The 17,766-nt window shown below is 71.8% G+C and carries 15 protein-coding genes and 2 tRNA genes; 4 read left to right on the top strand and 13 right to left on the bottom strand.

What is annotated here, in order from left to right; all coding sequences use genetic code 11:
- Positions 1-95 precede the first annotated feature (95 nt).
- A complete protein-coding gene (locus ACLQ27_RS12450; protein ID WP_234582583.1) occupies positions 96-866 on the top strand; it encodes a CPBP family intramembrane glutamic endopeptidase in 771 nt (256 codons plus the stop codon).
- Here the strand turns inward: ACLQ27_RS12450 and ACLQ27_RS12445 are convergent.
- Positions 827-1,987 (bottom strand): hypothetical protein, encoded by a 1,161-nt coding sequence (locus ACLQ27_RS12445; RefSeq protein ID WP_425866863.1) that lies wholly within the window; start codon positions 1,985-1,987, stop codon positions 827-829. The genes ACLQ27_RS12450 and ACLQ27_RS12445 overlap by 40 nt on opposite strands.
- A gap of 461 nt (positions 1,988-2,448) precedes the next feature.
- Here ACLQ27_RS12445 and ACLQ27_RS12440 point away from each other — a divergent pair.
- Both ACLQ27_RS12440 and ACLQ27_RS12435 read left to right on the top strand, forming a co-directional pair.
- Positions 2,449-2,539 (top strand) — tRNA-Ser (locus ACLQ27_RS12440).
- Between the two features lie 35 nt (positions 2,540-2,574).
- Positions 2,575-2,647 (top strand) — tRNA-Arg (locus ACLQ27_RS12435).
- A 112-nt stretch (positions 2,648-2,759) separates the two neighbouring features.
- On the opposite strand, the gene ACLQ27_RS12430 is transcribed toward ACLQ27_RS12435, so the two are convergent.
- From ACLQ27_RS12430 to ACLQ27_RS12405, 6 genes are all read right to left on the bottom strand, one after another.
- Positions 2,760-3,329, bottom strand: a complete 570-nt coding sequence (locus ACLQ27_RS12430; protein WP_425866861.1) for an NUDIX hydrolase — start codon at positions 3,327-3,329, stop codon at positions 2,760-2,762.
- A gap of 27 nt (positions 3,330-3,356) precedes the next feature.
- On the bottom strand, positions 3,357-4,778 hold the full coding sequence (locus ACLQ27_RS12425) for a hypothetical protein (RefSeq protein ID WP_425866859.1): 1,422 nt from the start codon (positions 4,776-4,778) through the stop codon (positions 3,357-3,359).
- Between the two features lie 3 nt (positions 4,779-4,781).
- Positions 4,782-5,690 (bottom strand): hypothetical protein, encoded by a 909-nt coding sequence (locus tag ACLQ27_RS12420; protein WP_357491951.1) that lies wholly within the window; start codon positions 5,688-5,690, stop codon positions 4,782-4,784.
- Positions 5,687-7,015 carry a hypothetical protein gene (locus ACLQ27_RS12415; RefSeq protein ID WP_425866857.1) on the bottom strand — a complete coding sequence of 443 codons (1,329 nt, stop codon included), beginning with the start codon at positions 7,013-7,015 and terminating at the stop codon, positions 5,687-5,689. The genes ACLQ27_RS12420 and ACLQ27_RS12415 overlap by 4 nt, the downstream gene beginning before the upstream one ends.
- Positions 7,012-8,328, bottom strand: a complete 1,317-nt coding sequence (locus tag ACLQ27_RS12410) for a glycosyltransferase family 4 protein (RefSeq protein WP_357491956.1) — start codon at positions 8,326-8,328, stop codon at positions 7,012-7,014. Before ACLQ27_RS12410 ends, ACLQ27_RS12415 begins: the two co-directional genes overlap by 4 nt.
- A gap of 141 nt (positions 8,329-8,469) precedes the next feature.
- Positions 8,470-8,796, bottom strand: a complete 327-nt coding sequence (locus tag ACLQ27_RS12405; RefSeq protein WP_357491958.1) for a hypothetical protein — start codon at positions 8,794-8,796, stop codon at positions 8,470-8,472.
- Between the two features lie 424 nt (positions 8,797-9,220).
- Here ACLQ27_RS12405 and ACLQ27_RS12400 point away from each other — a divergent pair, with 424 nt between their 5' ends.
- Positions 9,221-10,444: a hypothetical protein gene (locus ACLQ27_RS12400; protein ID WP_425866855.1), complete on the top strand. Its 1,224-nt coding sequence runs from the start codon at positions 9,221-9,223 to the stop codon at positions 10,442-10,444.
- A gap of 33 nt (positions 10,445-10,477) precedes the next feature.
- Here the strand turns inward: ACLQ27_RS12400 and ACLQ27_RS12395 are convergent, their stop codons facing one another.
- Genes ACLQ27_RS12395 through ACLQ27_RS12370 form a run of 6 tightly spaced genes read right to left on the bottom strand, consistent with a single transcriptional unit; the run spans position 10,478 to position 17,766 of the window.
- The gene (locus ACLQ27_RS12395) at positions 10,478-10,990 is read right to left on the bottom strand and encodes a DUF4913 domain-containing protein (RefSeq protein ID WP_357491962.1); all 513 of its coding nucleotides are present in this window, start codon (positions 10,988-10,990) and stop codon (positions 10,478-10,480) included.
- Complete coding sequence (locus ACLQ27_RS12390) at positions 10,987-12,789, bottom strand: type IV secretory system conjugative DNA transfer family protein (protein ID WP_357491964.1); 1,803 nt, start codon at positions 12,787-12,789, stop codon at positions 10,987-10,989. The genes ACLQ27_RS12395 and ACLQ27_RS12390 overlap by 4 nt, the downstream gene beginning before the upstream one ends.
- A complete protein-coding gene (locus tag ACLQ27_RS12385) occupies positions 12,786-14,249 on the bottom strand; it encodes an ATP/GTP-binding protein (RefSeq protein ID WP_357575772.1) in 1,464 nt (487 codons plus the stop codon). Before ACLQ27_RS12385 ends, ACLQ27_RS12390 begins: the two co-directional genes overlap by 4 nt.
- Before the next feature lie 12 nt (positions 14,250-14,261).
- Positions 14,262-15,734 carry an SCO6880 family protein gene (locus ACLQ27_RS12380; protein WP_357491966.1) on the bottom strand — a complete coding sequence of 491 codons (1,473 nt, stop codon included), beginning with the start codon at positions 15,732-15,734 and terminating at the stop codon, positions 14,262-14,264.
- Positions 15,731-17,020, bottom strand: coding sequence for a hypothetical protein (locus ACLQ27_RS12375; RefSeq protein WP_357575770.1), 1,290 nt, complete (start codon positions 17,018-17,020; stop codon positions 15,731-15,733). The genes ACLQ27_RS12380 and ACLQ27_RS12375 overlap by 4 nt, the downstream gene beginning before the upstream one ends.
- Positions 17,020-17,766 carry a hypothetical protein gene (locus ACLQ27_RS12370; RefSeq protein WP_234591574.1) on the bottom strand — a complete coding sequence of 249 codons (747 nt, stop codon included), beginning with the start codon at positions 17,764-17,766 and terminating at the stop codon, positions 17,020-17,022. The genes ACLQ27_RS12375 and ACLQ27_RS12370 overlap by 1 nt, the downstream gene beginning before the upstream one ends.

The raw sequence follows: 17,766 nt of genomic DNA, 5'->3' as shown, positions 1-17,766 counted from the left end.
ACGGAGCGTGCTCACCGGTCGCACAGAATGTGCGATCGGTTCACGCCGGCCGATCGGCCGTGCCCCCGGTGCCGTCCGTCGGGCAGAGTGGTGCGGTGACCGTTGAGCTGACCCGCCCGGTGTCCCGCCGAGTACTGGGGACCGAGACGCTGCTGGTCCTCGGCCTCTCCCTCGGCCAGTCCGCGGTCTACGCGGTGGTCTCGATCATCGCGAAGCTGACCGCCGAGGGGCCGCTCTCCAAGCAGACCGCCGCACTGAACACCTCGGCGTCGGCCCGACCCTGGCTCGACCTGACGTACCAGCTCCTCGGCATCGTCTTCGCGCTGCTGCCCGTGCTGCTCGCCGTACACCTGCTCAGCCGCGACCCCGGCGACCCGGCGCGGACCCTCGGCCTGGACGCGCGGCGGCCCGGCCAGGACCTGGCCCGGGGTGCCGGCCTGGCCGCGCTTATCGGCCTGCCCGGCCTGGCGCTGTTCTGGGCGGCGGCACAGCTCGGCATCAACGCCACGCTGGTGCCGGCGGCCCTGCCGCACGTCTGGTGGGCGGTTCCGGTGCTGATCCTCTCCGCAGTGCAGAACGCCGTGCTGGAGGAGGTGATCGTGGTCGGCTATCTGGTCACCCGGCTGCGCCAACTCCAGTGGCGGCTCGCCGCGATCGTCGCCGCCAGCGCGCTGCTGCGCGGCAGCTACCACCTCTACCAGGGCTTCGGCGCGTTCGTCGGCAACGCGATCATGGGCGTGATCTTCAGCCTGTTCTACCTGCGTACCCGCCGGGTGCTACCGCTGATCATCGCGCACACAGTGCTCGACGTGGTCGCCTTCGTCGGCTACGCGCTGCTGCCCCGCGACTGGTTCAGCTGGCTCTGACGCGGCCGGTAGGCAGCGATCGCGCGGGCAGCGAGCCGATCGGTCGCCGCCGCGTCGCCCAATGTGGCGGCGACCACCGCCGCGCCTGGCAACAACCGGGACGCCAACCGCAGCGCAAGCCACCCTCCGGCCTGCGCGGTGAGCGGTGCGGCGAGTCGCCACGCCGCCTCCGCCGCCCTCGGCCACGTCCCCTCCACCGGCTCGTGCGCCGCCCGCGCACCGGCCAACGCCGCCTCGGCGCTCGCCGCGTCCGGATGCACCTGGGTCAACACCAGCAGCTCGGCCGCCCGGTCGGGATGCGCCGGGTCCCGGCCGTACGCCGCCGCCAGGTGCAGCACCAGGTTCGACTGGGTCCAGAGCACCGAGCCCAACTCCGCCAGCGGCGCGAAGAGCCCCGCCAGCGCGGACGCCGCCCCACCCGCGCCCGCCGCCCAGACGTACCGCCGGGTCGCCAGCCGGGCCACGCCGTCCGCCGGAGCGTCCGGATAGCGGGCCCGCAGCCGCTCGGCCCACTCGGCGGCGCCCGGACCAAGCGCCCGCACCGCCTCCAGAGCCAGCAGCTCCGGTGCGAAGCCCGGGTGGTCGCGCAGGCGGGCGATCACCGCCCGCAGGTCCGATTCCGGGGTACGCCCCGACGCCGGCACCGCCATCGACGGCCCCGTCGCCGGGGCGGTGGCGATCATCGGGGGCGACTGCTCGGCCGGGGGTGCTGCCTTCTTCGAGACGGCGGTCTTGCGAGGGGCGACCGCGCGCTTGGCCTGTGCGGCGGCGCTCTTGGCCGGTGTGGGGGTGCTCTTGGCCGGTGCGGCGGTGCTCTTGGCTGCCGGTGTGGCGGTGCTCCTGGCAGGTGCGGCGGTGCGTCTGGTCGGGGTGGTCGTCGGGGCGGGGGTGGCCGGGGGCGGTGTCGTGGCAGTCACATCGCCGGCCGGCGCCTTCCTGCGGGTGCTCGCCGGACGCGCGGAGGTGGCGCGCGGCGTCCGCTTCGACGGGTTCGCCGGCTGCTGTGGGCCGGCTCCAGGCGCCGGCCCGTCCTTCTGCGCCGCGCCGGACGCCTCGTCCGGCCGGCGCGTCGCGGCCGGCTTGGTGGTCCCGGCCGGTTCGTCCGGTACGGGCGGTGTCACCGGCTGCGGTGGACGTGTCGGCCCGGTCGGTGTTGTCACCTCGGCCGGCGGAACCGGCTCGCTGCTGCCCGGCTGTCGAGGCAGGACCCGCTCCGGCTCCGGTGGCTGGAAAAGCACCGCCGGGGCGGGTCGGGGCCGTCGAGGACGCTGCCCAGGTGGCGCGGGAGCCGCCGCCGGCCCGGACGTCGGCTCGGTCTTCTCCGCCGTCTGCTCGGCGGCTGCGGGCGGCGTAAAAGTGGCCCGCGGAGAGCGCCTGCGCACTCGGTCAGCAGGCTCTTGGCGGGTCGGCTCGCTGGGCGGCTGCTGCTCCTGCATATCGATGGAGCGTAGTCCCGATCACACCGTCGCACAGGGAGGCGGCACAGGCGGCGGGGAGCGCTGGCGGTCGTACACCGGAAGTCGTTTTGCTCCCGGTGGGTGGCGACCTGTATCCTCGGGCGCGGTGGTCTGCGGATCACCAGGGAGACTTCGCCTAGTCTGGTCTATGGCGCCGCACTGCTAATGCGGTTGGGGTCTTAAAGCCCCTCCCGGGTTCGAATCCCGGAGTCTCCGCGCGAAAGCCGGGTGTGTACACTGGCTGAGCACGAGCGCCCGTAGCTCAATGGATAGAGCATCTGACTACGGATCAGAAGGTTAGGGGTTCGAGTCCCTTCGGGCGCACAGAGTTTGAGCAGTTAAACAGCCCCCTGATCATCGACAATCGTCGACCAGGGGGCTGTTCTGTGTGCGCCCGCCTGCCGCTCGCGGGCTACGTGTACCGCACGGGACGGCGCTATCGGGCGGCGACATCACCGCCATGCTCAGTGCGCCTACGCGTCTCCACGGCGAGCATGAGCAGGTCGGGAAGCCAGGGCTGATCGGTGAGCAGCAACACGGCGGCCTCGGGGACCGGCACCGCGCGGACCTCGACGATCTGTTCCGCGTCCTCCGGCATCGTCGGCGCCTGGACGATCGCGGCGTCCGCGACGCACCACAGCCACGCCTTCTCCGGGTGCGGCTGATGCGGCCGGTACGGCAGCGGACGGTCGGTGACGCAGTGGTGCGCGCCCACCACGGTCAGCGGGCTGGTGAGGACCGCGCCCGCCTCCTCCAGCAGCTCCCGCCCGACGCAGTCCGCGACGCTCTCACCGGGTTCGCGCGTGCCCCCGGGGAGGAACCACACGTCGCGGTCGTCGCGGCACAGGATCACCTGGTCGCCGCTGAACCCTACGACGTGCACGTTGGTGACCAGCGCGTCCGCCGGCGCTTCGGTGGTGAACTGGGCGTCGAGGCCACCCCATTCCCACCGCTGTGGGGCGAACAGCCGGGGGTACGCGGCGGCGAGGCCGGAATCGGTAGGCATTGGCGGGACTTCTTTCTGCCGGGGCGGTCAGCGGCTCGGAGCGTCGGGCCGCCGGGGCCGCCCGGTGTGCGGCGTACCGCCGGAGATCCGCCCCGGAGCGTTGCTGCCGGACGGCCGTGCCCGTTGGGGAGGCACCTGAGACACCGCGCCGCCCGCCACGGGTGCGATGCCCTGCAGCCACGGCTGGCCCTTCTCGGCGCGGCGGTGCGGGGCGTCGATCTCCCCGCGCGGCGGGCCGACGTCAGGACCCCGCTGGGTCACGTTCCGGAACTGTTCGATGAAGTTCTTTTTGTCGTCCATCGAGGTGACCTCGTCGAACTTCGTCCAGAACTGGGTCCGGGTGTCCTCGGGAAGACGTGCCTCGTGCATGAGGTCGTCCAGGCGGCGGACGAGGCGGTGGTCGTCGCGGTGGACGAAGCTGTCCAGTATCCGGTTCAGTCCCGGCTCCACATCGTCACTGCGGTTGATCCAGGAACGCACCTGCATGGTGAACTGCTCACGCACCGCCGCGCTGTCGAGCGGGGTGCCGTTCCTGACGTCAACCGCGCTGTCGTGGACGGCGAGCAACGCCGCGACCTTGCTGGCTTCCCGTACGGCGGGAGTGCGGTAGGGCTCGGCGATCAGCACGGGATTGCATCCCCACGTCCGGTCCGGGGTGTCGATCAGACGTGTCTGGTCGGGCGCATCGTCCTTGATCCGTTTCGGACTACTCAGCGGGCCCTGCAACGCGTTCTCGATGACACGGATCGCCGGAATGCTGGCGAAGGTGAGAGCGGGATCGTCCGGGAGCGTCTTCAGGCCTCCGCCGATGCCACCCTCGAGGTGCAGGGCATATCCCTTCTTGCTCCCGGGATGCGGATCACCTTCGATGCCCTTGTAGAACATGTACCGGCCGGTGAACTCGGTCTTGGGGTAGACCGCGGCGCACAGTTCCTGAATCGTCCCCTTCAGACAACTGTCGACGAAGGTGACGCTGCTGCCTTCCTTGCCCACCGGAATGCCGTTGCCCCGCAGGTACCGGGTGAGTCGCTGGTAGGCGCCGTCGATGTCCCGGTCGTCGACCGACTTGGAGATCTCCCGGTACGGCTGGAGCTGTGGGTACTCGGCCCCGCTGTTCTTCTCCTTGTCCTGGACCGCGGCCTCGGCGAGTGCCCGGGAGAGCACCACGTTGTGGCAGTGCGCGTCGAAGAAGTCAGGGTCCATCGCACGAACTGCCACGCCGAGGCTGAAGCCGTCCCGTCCCACGAAGACGACCCGCGTGTTCGGGTCGGCGTCGACGGAGGCCCGCAGGTCATCGAGCATCTCCGCGGCGATGGAGGTGACATAGGGCCCGTGGTGCTCACGGAAGACGGCGTACGCCTCCGCGACCGCCGAACGGTCGCTCGCCGACTCCAGCCCGTACGCCTCGTAGATTGCGTCGAGGCCGGAGAAGTCCTCGGTGGCCGACACCTGTCACTCCCCTCGGTCGGGCCGCGACGCCGTTGACGACGGCTCGACGACCCGGGTGAGCCAGCGGACCAGCGGGTCGTACTCCTCGACGGTCCCCCACCACAGGCGCACCCCGTCGTGGCCGCGCTGGAAGACGCCCTCGCCGTCGACCTCGGTGCCCGCCTGATCCACGTCGACGAAGGGCAACATCACGGCGGCGCTCAGGGCGACGGAGTCGCTGAGCACGGCTGCCGCATCCGACCTGTCGACAGTGTCGTCCAGCGCCTCGGCCAGCGCCATGGCCTGGCGGCGGCTGCCGTCGATGGACGGCCCGGCGTCTCCCGGCCCGGTGAGCACCAGGTCGAGCGCGGCGAGCCGCCTCTCCCGCACCGCGTTCAGCACCGTACGAGCGGCCGTGGCGCTCGCCGGCACTCCGCTGCCCGCAGCCTGCGTGACACGCAACCGGCCGGCGAGATCCGGATCGTGCTGGATCAGCTGCGCAAGGCGGAGAGGCTCTCCGAAGCTGACCCAGCGGATCGGCTGCCCGCTGTCGCCGCAGGCGGACCGGACGACTGACGACACGTCGGGGGGCCGGTTCACGACAGTGACCTCGGCGCGGCCAGCAGCGTCCAGGAGGCGACGTGCCGCCGACCGGGCCGGCTCGTCGGCCACCAGCACCAGGGCGAGCTGCGGAACGGCACGCGCGGCGGCCGCCACCGCGAGGACGGTGCCCGGCCCCCAGGCGGAGGCGGCGTCGATGACGAGCGGGGTTTCGCTCAGGTTCTCCGGCCAGTCACCGCCTTGCCCGAGCTGCCTGCTGCTCTCCGCCAGAGCGGTGCCGGGGAACAGCTCGCCGACCGTGCTCAGAGCTTCGTAGTCCTGCCGGGCCTCATCGATGGCACCGCCCTCGTGCCTCGGACTTTCCGATGTCATCGCCTGCCCCTTGATGGCTGTGGTGACGTTTGTGGACGCACCGCCGGTGTCGACTGGTGCGGCTGCTGCTGCCGGCGCGCGACGGGCCTGGGCAGGTAGGCGACGGCGGCGGGCCGGCGCTCCTGCATCTCCGCCACGGACCTGGCCACTCCCGCGACCCGCTCGAACAGAGCGTCCGGACCGTCGCGTAGCAGCTGATCGTACGGGACCCGTTCGGCGCGACCGCCGTGACCGAAGGCGACGGTCAGGTCACTGGAGGTGTCGTCGCGGTCCGCGCGGACGGAGACCTGCACGAGCGGGCCGGGCGATCCGATCAGGACCGAGCGGTGGGTGCGTTGGATGTCCGGGCTGATGCCGAGGTCGGCCACTGCGGAATCGACAAGCAGCTGGATCCGCCGGCCGGCGTCGCGGTCGGCCGGGTCCTCGAGAACGAGACGGTACGAGTCCTGGGCGTGCGCCACGGCACCACGCTCGGGGTGGGTGGCCCGCAGGGCCGCCCGGTCGGCCCAGACCATCGCTGCCGCGCCGTCGCCGCGAAGGAACCGGCGAAAGGACTGGCGAACGAACTCGTCGGTGGGGCGTACCCCGTGCGGCTCACCGCTGTGCTCGGCCGTGACCGCTGTCGCGCAGCGGTCCCACAGCGAGACGGTGAGGTCCCTCCGGTCGAGGCCGGCCGCCTCGCCGGGCAGGGCGTTGCAGGTGCGCGCGAACCATTCCGCCCGTTCCCGCGACACCGGATCGGCAGCCAGGTGCGGCGTACGCTCCAGAAGGTCCGCGCCGGTGAGGACTCCGGGACCGCAGGCGCTTCGGGCCCATGAGCGCACCTGATCGAGGTGGTCGGGGAGCAACCCGACGGCCGGGTCGATCGGCACGAGCAGCGTGGGTACGCCCGTGTCGAGGACACGCGCCTCGGCCCACCGCCGGTCGGGGTCCGTGAAGAAGTCGTCCAGCCAGGCGAACGGCATGCCGTCCGCCTCGGCCAGCACGCTCGCGGCCTTCCAGTTCACGCCGAACGGCACCGGGCCGGCCAGAGCCCGGTCGATGACCAGGACGGGCAGCGGGTCAGCCAGGCCGACGACGGGCGCGACGTAGGCGTTCGCGGCATCGTTCCAGGTCGTCGCCCAGCGCAGATCGACAAGTCCCTCACGGTCGAGGGCGTTCAGCATGACGCCGTGCTCGCGGTTGAGCTGCACCTGGTGGCCGTCCAGGTCGTGGGGTGTGAAGCCACGGTCGGCATGGTCCCCGGTGGGATTGAGGACCCCGTCGATGTCGAGCAACAGCCACGGCTTCACCGTGTCGCGGCCAGCGGCTCCTGTCTCGCTCACCGGCCGCGTCCCGGCCGGAAGGCCTCCTGCCATCCCTGCGGCCGGCGGGGCGCCACGGCCGGCGGACGAGCCTGCTGGTGAGCGACCTGCAACGCGGCAGTCGCGGCGGCGGTGGTGCTGCGCGTGGGTGGCGCCAGGGTCCGGATGTTCTCGACAACCCCCTCGGCGGCGTGCCGCCAGGTGTGGTTCTGCCCGAGGTGCTCCCGCAGGTCGGTGGCCCGACGCCGGGCCTCCGGCAGATCCTTCAGGACGGCCTCGGCGTGGTCGGCCCACACGGTGGGCAGTGTCGCCTCCGAGCTTCCCCGCGTGTTCACCACCGACGGTGCGCCCAGAGCCGCAGGCACCTCCTTCGGGTCGCCGAGGAACATCCCGACTCCGGTGTGGTTCCCGACCAGGACAGGCACACCGTGCCCGGCCGCCTCCAGTGGGGCCAGGCCGAAGTCCTCGTGCCGTGCCGCGTGGATCACCATGTCCGCCCCACGGAGTTCGGCGGCCATGACGCTCGGGTCGGAGGTGTAACCCCGGACCCGGACCGGGAAGCCGGCGATGTCGGACAGCACGCGTTCCTGCTCCGCGACGTCGGACTTGTGCGCCCCCAGCATCGTCAGCCGTACGTCCATGCCGCGCTTGTGCAGTTCGCCCACCGCGGCCGCGGCGATGTCGGCCCCCTTGAGGCGGTCGTCGGTACGCGTGAAGACCAGCAGGTTCAGCCGGGTCTGCTCGGGGTCGTACCGGGGTGGCGTCTCCAGGATCACCCCGGGGGTCATCTGCACCACCGGCGGCGGCTTCTCACACATCCGGGCCAGGCGGCGGCCCTCGTCGGTCAGCAGCGGGCCCACCCCGACCACCAGGTCGGCACGGGACACCAGGGCGCGCTCGGTCTCGGTGTGCTGGTTCGACTCCAACGGTTCGCCGCGGCCGCGGTCCATCTCGTCCGCCGTCACGTGGACGAAGTGCACCACCTTCGCGTGCGGGTAGAAGTTGTCGCGCAGGTAGGAGGCGGCCCCACCGGAGAACCGGCCGTGGCCCATGATGACGTCGACGTCCGCCGGCAGCCGGTCCGCCCGGAGCAACTGAGCCCGCGTGTCGGACACCCCGGGGACCGGGTCGAGCACCTGGATGTCGACCAGGGGATGCGACGGCGAAGGGACACTCACCCGGGTGGTCACCCGGTGCCCGAGCTCCGCGAGCGCTATGGAGATCTCCCGGTTGACGGCGATCGGGCCGCCGCCGATCCACTTGTCGCACAGCGTGAGCACGTTCAACGGCCGGGTCTGCGCCTCCGCCCGGGCCGGCGGCAATGGCACTGTCATCTCTGCTGCCCTCTTCTGGTGTCTGCGGATACCTGGTCGGCGGTCAGGGCACCGGAACCGTCCGGCGCGCGGTCGCGCCGGATCCATGTCGCCGAGGCGTACGCCAATCTGCGCGGGACCTGCGCGCGGTGGTGGCGACGGTCAGCCACGCATTCCCGTCGCTGCGTAGAGCCGGGCGACGAGTTCGTCGGCCACGTCGGCCAGTTGCACGGCGTCCGTGCTCACCGCGTCGGTGGTGACGTCGTGGCGGAGCCGGGCCGACAACTCCCGGAGCAGGGACGCGGCCACGAGCGCCTCGGTGCTGGCGATCTCGACGGATCGCGGTGGCTCGGCGTCGCCCTCGCCCGCCAGCGTCCTGCGGGACAGGGCGGCCTGTTCAGCGAAGGTGAGGTTTTCCCGTACCGATTCGTCCCGCTCGTTCCAGCGGTATCGGTGCGTGCTGAGCATGCATCCCCAGGAATCCGACACCTTCGTCACCTTGTTGCCTCCATGTCCAACATCCTTACGCCAGTGGGGAAGGTCATGGCCTCGTAGCTCATGGGACGCTCGTCGACGCGACTGGCAGGACGAGGCTGGCGGCGTGCGGCAGCACCGGTGGCGCCCCAGCGGTCCACGCACAGCAGACTCATGCAGCGCCCTCCCCCGAACGCACGACTGCACCGGCACGCCCTGCGGTGGCAGCTGCCGAATCCGCTCACGGTGCGTGCAGAGCTGAGCATAGATCGACCTGTCCACTCACGACAGGCCGGAAAGCCGGCGCAACGGCGTAACCGCCGATCCGGCCCTCGTCGACCGGCCGACACGGCAGCGGACCTCGGCGAACACCCTTCTGATCGATGCCCGTTGCTATGCTTCGGCGCCGGGGACGATCGCGGGAGACGGGGATCCAGTGGTGAGAGTGCGGCTCCAGACGGCGGCGGTGATTGTTGCGCTCGCGGCGACGACCGCCGCGTGCAGCAAGGACGACCCGCCGTCACCGCCGGCCGCATCGGCCCCCGCCGCCACCCCCTCGATGCCGACGTTCGACCCGCCGACCCGGTTCTCGCCCACCGGTACCGCGCTGGGCGAGGCCCGCCCCGGCGACGTGCTCCTGCACGGCACCACAGCGTTCATGGCCGGCGACGCCCAGACCACAGTGGTGGAGGTGAGCAGCGGACGCCGCCTGTCGGTGCTCACGCCCCAGCAGTCACCGATCACCCGCAACCCGGCCGCCGCCGGGCACCGGCCGGTGCTGCTCGACCTCTCCGGACGGCCCGCGGTGGTCGTGCCGTACGCGGTGGAGATCCCCGCCTCCGGCACCGTCGCGGCCCGGCAGGCCGTCGAGCTGCTCGTGATCGATGCGACCGACGGTCGGCTGACGAAGACCATCACGGTGGACGCCAAACCGGCCGAGGGCGACTTCAGCCTGGTCGCCCGCGACCACGTCCGCGCGATCGGCGGTCGCGGCTCCGCCGTGGTGCTCGGCATCGGCAAGCAGGTGACAGTGGCCGTCGACGTCAGCACCGGCAGCACCCTCTGGCGCGACAACGACTTCGACGCCTCGGCACTGCTGGGGGACACCGTCGTCGGCCTCACCGCCCCGGACACCGGCTACCGCCGGTCCATCACCGGACTCGCGATGCTCGACGGCGCCAAGCGCTGGTCGGCGCTCTCGGTCGCCGACGCCGAACTCGCCGCCGGCGGCCCGTCCTTCATCGTCGCGGTGGGTAAGCAGACCGACGGCAAGCGTTTCTACACGCTCATCAAGAAGGACGGCACTCTGGTCAACCGCACGAAGGGCGAGTACGGGGCGGGGCTGCGCTGTTCCTACGACGAGGCAGCGGTCACGGTGTGCGCGATCGGCAACTCGCAGCCGCTGTTCGCCCTGGACTCCACCACCGGAGACGACCTGTGGCAGCTGCCCGCGACGGGTCGCCGCGCCCCGCGGATGACAGCCGCGTGGCACGGCGCGGTCTACGGCACGGTGAACGACGCCGCAGTGGTCCTCGACGCGCGCACCGGCACGGACAGGGAAGTGTCGCCCGGGGTGGCTCCGGTGGCCGTCACGGCTCACGGGGGCCTCGCCGCAGACCCGTCGGACAGCACCGCGCTGGCGTTCCACCCGGCCCTCGGCTAGCCGGTACGGGGCCCGGTGGGGCCGTCCCGGCGCTCAGCCCTCGGGCAGCTGATCGAGGACCGAACGCGGAGCGGCGACGGCCGGCAGGGTCTTGGGCTCGGTGTGCCGGCCGGGTTCGCACTTGGCGAACGGCCCGTACTCGGTCGTCATGGTCATCAGGTGCGGATCGAGGTGGTGCAGCCACCAGGTGCTCATGGTGTCGTCGATGCGGGCCTTCTCCCACTCGCGCCACATCGCGTAGAAGCGCGAGATCGCCTCCGGGTGCGCCCACCACCTGTCGCACCAGTAGATGCCGCTCTTGGGCCCGCTCAGGACGCGGCGCTCGACGACCTCGGCCAGATACAGCCGCATGAAGTCGTCGAGGTTGCGGAACGCCGGCTCCGGCACCTCGTCGGCGGCCTGCGGCGGCTGTGCGGCAGCGCCCGCGGCTGCCTGCGGTTCGGGCTGCGTGTCGCCGCGCGGCAGGGCACCGGACAACTGCTCCAGGAGTGCGGACAGCTCGGCCACGGCCCTCTCCGAATCGCTCTGGCCGGTGGGCGTGGTCATCGCGGCTCCTGCACGGGGTTGTCGAACGACTGCACTTGCGGGTTGTCGGCCTTGAGACTCCAGTCGTTCCGGCTGTCCGGGTCCCAACGGGCGATGGATGCCTTGATGGCCTCGGCGTACGGACCGGTCTGCCAGGGGGCGGTGCGGGCCAGCACCGGCGGCGCACCGGAGCTGTACACCACCATCCGGCCCCGGGGCAGCGCGTGCAGCTCCGCGACGTCGAGCACCCGCTGGCGGCGGGTCTGCCGCGACACGGACTGCTGACCGAAGCCGGAGCCGTTTGTCGACGTGGAACGGGTCATGACGTCGTGCTCACCGATGAGGCGGGACAGCTCCTCGAGGAACTCCGGGTCCGCGACGCCACCGCCGTAGGTGCGCACGTTCGCCGCCGACCACAGCTTGCGCATCCCTTCGCGACCCCACACGTCAATGCCCTGAGCGTACGACTGCAGCACGGTGATGATCGGCAGCCCGTGCGAGCCGTAGTAGGAGTACAGCGCCGGCAGTTGGCGGATGCGGCAGATGTTTGCCGCCTCGTCGAGCACCGACATCAGCGGCGGGTCGAGGCGCCGGCCCGGCGAGGCGCGGGCGCGCAGCTCCCCCGCCCGCAACACGGCGTCGGTCAGCGCGGCGATCAGTGGCGCCGGTGAGCCGGGACCGCCCTGGCTGAGCAGGTAGACGGTGTCGCACGTGGCCACGAAGGTCTCGGGGCGGAACTCCCGGATCGTCGACGAGGCCGGCGGGCTGACCCAGGCGGTGACACTCGGCTCGGTCAAGCACATGAGCATCTTCTGCGCGCCGGCGTAGACGCCGCCGCGGGTCTGGTCCGGCATGTTGACCACACCGATGATCGAGTCGGCGGGCAACTGGAAGCCCGCACCGGTGAGGATGTCCGCCGGCGACTCGTCGCGCGGGTTAACCGCCCATCGGTACACCTCGAGGATGGACCGGCCGCCGACCGCGGCCGCCAGCAGCAGATTGGCCACCAGCTCCTCGGCGCTGGGGTCGAAGAACGCGTCGCGCTGCATGCCGGGCTCACGCTCGGCCGAGGCGAAGTGCTCGGCCAGCCGGCGCGCGTCGGTGATGGTGGCGATCCCGCCGAGCGGGTTCCACCACAGCTGCTGCGGCTGACCCCAGACCTGCTGCGGGTCGAACACCCAGATCTCGCCGCGCGTCGCGCGCAGTTCCCGGGTCGCGTCGATGATGTCGCCCTTGACGCTGGTGACCAGTGTCGGCCCGGGGTTGGAGACGGTGGCCGGGATCGCACGGGCTGTCGTCTTACCGGTGCGGGGCCCCCAGATGTCGACGGCCATATCCTCCCAGGACTGCCGCAGCTCCATACCGCCGGCCACGGTGCGTCCGATGAGGACGCCGGCGTCGTCGGGGGCGATGGAGCCGGCGTCGGCCAGGCTGGCCCGCAGCCGCTTCGCGGACGCGGTGACCCCGTCCGGGCTCAGGTGCAACAGATCGCCGCGGCGGGCCATGTGCCGCGCGGCCTCGTCGACCCGGCTGCCCCGGAGCCGGCGTCCCTTGGTCAGCAGCAGCACACCGGTCGCCAGCGCCGCCACCACCAGCACCTCTCCGACGGCCACCAGGGTGCACGCGACGGTCCACGTGATCCGCCCCGAGATCAGCGCCGCGGCGGCGCTGAACAGACCCTCGCCGTGATAGCCGGGTGGCTCGGTCAGCCGCAACGGAAGCCACACCGCCCCGGCCGCCGCCAGCGCGAGCACGGCCAGGCCACCGGCGATCAGGCCCGAGGAGTCGCTGCTTCCGCCAGGTCCCACTGCTCGGCTCATGTGCGCTTCCAACGGAAGTCGGTGTTGCCCAGTTGTTTCTCGATCTCGGTGGGCTCCAGGTGCACCGGGATGCCGGGCCTGGTCCCGACCTTGATCAGGAAGTTCCCGCGGCCGATCAGGACCTCTTCGTCCTCCGGCCCGGTCGTCCACGACGGCGGCGCCGACCACGACAGCACCTCGCTGCGTTCCGCCTGCGACAGGGGCCGAACGCGGGCGACGGCGTCGAGCTCCTGCTCCGAGCAGGCGCCGATCATGAGCACCGCGCACCGGTCGGCGAAGCCGCGGGCCTTGGCGCGGTCCTCCTCGTTCGGCAGAGCCTGCAGGTCGCCCAGCGAGTGGGTGATGAACGCGGTGCCGGTGCCCTTCGAACGGTTCAGGCGGGTCAGCGCGTCGATGCGGTCGACCATGCCGTGCCCGACCCGCAACGCACGCCACATCTCGTCCAGGACCAGGAAGAATCGCCGTGGCGGGGCCAGTCCCAGGTCGGCCATCCGGTGCGCGGCCTCGACCTGACCGAAGCCGGCCGCCCAGGTGGTGACCAGGGTGGCGGCGGTCAGGGCCTGGTTGGTCTCGCTGATGCCGGAGATGTCCACGCACAGCGCGGTGGTGTCGAGCTCGATCGAGGCGGTGGTGTGGCCCTCGACCGTCGAGCCGAGCGGCCCGTGGATAAGCGCCCGCAGCGTACGCCGCAGATTCTCCGTCTCGAGGCGGTACCGGTCCAGGTCGTGGTCGTCGTGCCACAGGGTCACCCACCGCACCTGCATGGGTGCCTCTTCGATGACCCGCAGCACGTCCGACAGCAGCGGCTGGGCGGTGCTCTCCCGCTCGGTCAGGAAACGCAGCGCCGCCGCCAGCACGGTTATCTCGTCCGATGCGAGCGGAGCGCCCCGGGTCAGGGTCGCCAGCACCAGGGCGGCGTTGAGCCGGCGGTCGACGATCTCCGCACGTAGCTGCTCGATCTCCTTGGGGTCCTGCACGTGTGCCAGCACCTGCTGCCACGGGCCGATGTCGAGCGGGTTGATCCGGTGCAGGCCGGGACCCACGCGCAGCACCCGCCCACCGAGCGCGGCGACCAGTTCGGCGTAGTCGGGTTTGAGGTCGCCCAGGATCAGCGGGGTCACGCCCTGGCCGACCAGGCTCAGCAGCATCCGCCGGACGCTTGTGGACTTGCCCATGGCCGGTTCCGCCTGGATCCACACCGACGGGTTGTTGATCAGCTTGGCACGCTCGTACCAGGAGATCGGGTCGAAGCACACCGTCGCGTTGGTGTAACGGTGCCGGCCGAGCGGGGCGCCGATCGTCGGGGTGGACGAGCCGGTGCCGAACGGCCACAAGCCGCACACCTGCACCGTGGTGCCGCGGTACTCGGTGGGCGACTCGACCCAGGACACCCGGCCGCCGCCGGGGCCGGCGTAGCCGAACCGGGTGGGACGTCGGATCGGGATGACGGATCGGGGCATCAGGTCCGCCTCCTAGAACGGCACGGTGGCGTGCACAGGCAACACCACCCCGGTCGGCAGGGTCGCGGCGAAGGTCGCCGCCTGGGCCCCGTACATCGGGCGGAGCATGAGCCGCGCCTCGGCGGCCCGCGAGTCGATGATCCGGGTCGCCTCGTCGAGCTGCTCGACCGAGGAGACGGTGGCGGTGACCAGCACCGTGAAGCGCACGACGCCGGCACCGGAAGCCTCCTCCTGCGCGGCCTGCTCGGCCGCGTTGAGGTCGGCCAGGTCCCGGGCGGTGGCCTGGGACTTCTTCGTGGCGTTGAACCGGGCGTCGCGCTTGTCGGCTTCGACGAGCTTGGCCGACTCGGCCGGCGAGTACGGCCGGTAGATCAGTGACACCCGCTTGCGCAGCAGTTGCGGGTCGGGGTCGGTCAGCCGGGCGAACGTGTTGGCGAAGGTGACACCGCGGGGAGCCTCGACCATGCCCCAGGTCCTCGAGACCCCGGAGTCGTGGCGGTAGTAGTCCCAGCTCTCCCGCGCCGAGACCGGGCCGGCGTTCTCCCAGGTGAGGTCCAGGTCGGGGGTACGCGACAGTTCGATGCTCGTGCCGGGGTCGTACGCGGCGCGTACGGCCCGGACCAGCGACCGCGGCATCATCGGGCGTACACCGCCGCCGCCGGCGGCCGAGAGCCCGGAGTGCAGGTTCGGCAGCCGCGCGGCGACCTCCCGGCACATGTCCTCGTGCGAGAGCTGCCGCCGGTTCGGAGGCAGCGTGTAGGTGAGCGAGACCCGGGTCTCCACGGTCGCCGACCCGGCCGGGTAGCTGCGTACGACTTCCTGGAGGACCTGGCGGGCCAGCTCCGGCGCCTGCGGCGACATGGTGTCGTTGACCTCCGTGGCCAGCCGCGTGCCCGGGTCCGGGGTGCTCTCCACGGTGACCGCGGCCTGCACCAGGCCCGGTTCACGGCTGAGGTTGGACAGCCAGGCGGCCAGGTGCGCCACGCGCGCGTCGATGGCGCTCTGGTCGACCAGGTCCATGCCCTCGGGGTAACAGCGCAGCGTGACGGTGTAATGCCGCGACTGGGGGATGACCACCACGCCGATGCGCCCGGAGCGGCCCGTCTCGACCTCGTAGATCTGCGAACGGGCCAGAATGCCCGGCAGTTGGTGTGTCTGCGTCACCTTCGAGGCCACGCCGGACAGGTACAGGTGCTGTCGTCGTGAACGCCCCCGCCACCACGCGAACCGTGCCGCCATGACCTGAAGTCCGGTGCGCCCGTTGACGCGGATGGCCAGCGGGACCAGGACGGCAGCACCGCACAGCGCGGTCAGCAGGGCGGCCACGAGCGACACGGCGAGCATCAACACGGTCAGCAGGGCCAGGCCGAACATGATCAGCGTGCCGATGGTGCCCAGGCCGAACAGCCCGGCCGACACGCCGCGGCGCCAGTTGCCGTAGGCGCGCTGCTGCGACGGGTTCGGCGGCGCTGCGGTCGTCGTCACTGCTCAGCTCCTGTCGGTCCGCTCGCGCCCGCAGCAGCACCACCGATCTTCCTGATCGCGTCCGGGCCGGCCTTCGCGGCGGCCTGCCCGACCACGACGCCGGCGGCGATCGGTCCGGCAGCCGCAGCCAGTCCGCCAGCCGCTGCGGCACCCCCGCCGGCTGCGGCACCTCCGCCGGCTGCCGCACCCCCGCCGGCCGCGGCACCGCCGCCACCTCCGGCCATCGCCGGCCCGCCGGCGGGTAGCCCACCGCCGGTCGGTGCGGGTGCGGCAGTGGGACCGGGCCCGGAGCCGGAGGGGCGTACGGGAGCACTCTGTCCACCGCCACCGCCACCGCCACCGCCACCGCCGCCACCGCGGGTGGAGTTGAGCAGCATGGCGCCGTTGGCGATGGCTCCGGAGGCCGCCAGGCCCCCTCCTCCGCCGCCGCCCATGGCGATCTGGCTGGTCGCCGGGGCCAGCAACTTGAGCAGGGCCGGCATCGCCACGATGCCCATGCACATCAGCACGATGCCGGTCAGCACGGTGGTGAGGTCCTTGCCGTCACCGATCATCCAGAACGCGGCCGCGTACACGGTCGCCGCGGCCGGCTTGTAGAGCAGCGCCGCCATCAGCCAGCTCATGTAGCGCGCCAGCATCGCGCGTCCGGTGCCGGTCATCGCCGCCGCCGCGGCCAGAGGCATCAGTCCGCACAGCAGCACCTTGATCGCGGCGATGCCGATGCTCAGCAGGATCTGCGCGAACGAGATGAGCAGAAGCATGAACGCGATGGCGATCAGCGCGATGGACGTGAGGCCGTTGAAGGCGGCCACGCCGGCAGCGGGAGCGAACATCACCAGGCGTTCGCCGAGATCGCCGCCGGTCGAGGCGTCCACGATCCACTTGGAGTAACCGTCGCCGAACTCGCTGAGGAGCGCGACCGTCGGTACGCCCGCAGCGCTGATGAGCGTCAGCTGCACCAGGCCGCGTCCGGCGTCGGTGGCGGCCTTCGCGTTGCGCTCCAACAGGATTCGTCCGGCCGCGATGAGCAGTGAGAACACCGCGACGGCACCGGTGATCCAGTAGGTGTACTCGCGCAGTCGATCGACGGCTCCCCCGGTGAGGACCGGGGACGGCACCGCGATCCAGCCGGCTATCAGGGTCTTCAAGGCCCAGGCCGCGGTTTCGCCCATGGCCTTGGCGAGGCCCTCGAGCATGGAGTCCGCGAACGAGGTGGTGACGCCGCCGACCAGGTCCCCGGCCGCGTCCGCGAGGCTGCAGTCGGCTTGCGTGATCGGATTGCACATCAGCGGGCCCCCCATTCCACGACGCCGTTCAGGTCGGTAACGGTGCGGCTCAACGAGGTCCAGGCGCCGCCGGGCGGCGCCACCATCTTCCAGTCACCGTCGCGCCACTGAAGCGTGGTCGTGACGATGAACCACCGTGCGGTGGTGCCGTTGACCGACCGGTAGGCCAGTCCGATCACCGCGGTGTCCGGCGTGTAGGTCAGGTACAGGTAGCCCGCCAGCGGCGCGAGATCGCCCGGTTGCGCCGGTTGCTCCGGCTCCGCCGCGAGCGCTGCCTGAAGTGTGTCCCGGTCGGTGCTGGGCAGGAACTGCTGGGTCAGGGTCGGTTCCCACGAGGCCCGGCCGGCGGCGGCCCCCACCCGGCTGACCAGCTGCGCGGCGGCGATCAGCGCGCCCTCGGGCGTGCGTGCGAAGCCCTTGGCCTGTTTGTCGCTGCGCTCCCGGGGCCCGGCCCGGTCGCTGAACGGCAACGCGGTGCCACGGACGACCTGCCAGGTGACGCCCGTTGGCGCGGTCACCGGGACCGCCGTGGGCAGCTTGCCCGTGGCTTCCGGCTGCGGCGTCGCGCTCTCCGCGGACACCGTGGGTGCCACCGAGCTGGGCTCGGCGTCGTCGCCGGACCGAACGGCGACGACGACTCCGAGTGCGACGATCACCAGCAGCAGCGCCGCGGCCAGCACGAAGCCCGGCCGCGTCCACGGCGACGGTTCCTCTGCGTAGTCAGCCTGGTAGTTCTTCGAACGCAT

Source organism: Micromonospora sp. DT63 (assembly GCF_049841615.1).
Lineage (GTDB): Bacteria > Actinomycetota > Actinomycetes > Mycobacteriales > Micromonosporaceae > Micromonospora.
The sequence above is the reverse complement of the archived record's forward strand: the minus strand, read 5'-3'. Positions and strand labels throughout refer to the sequence as shown.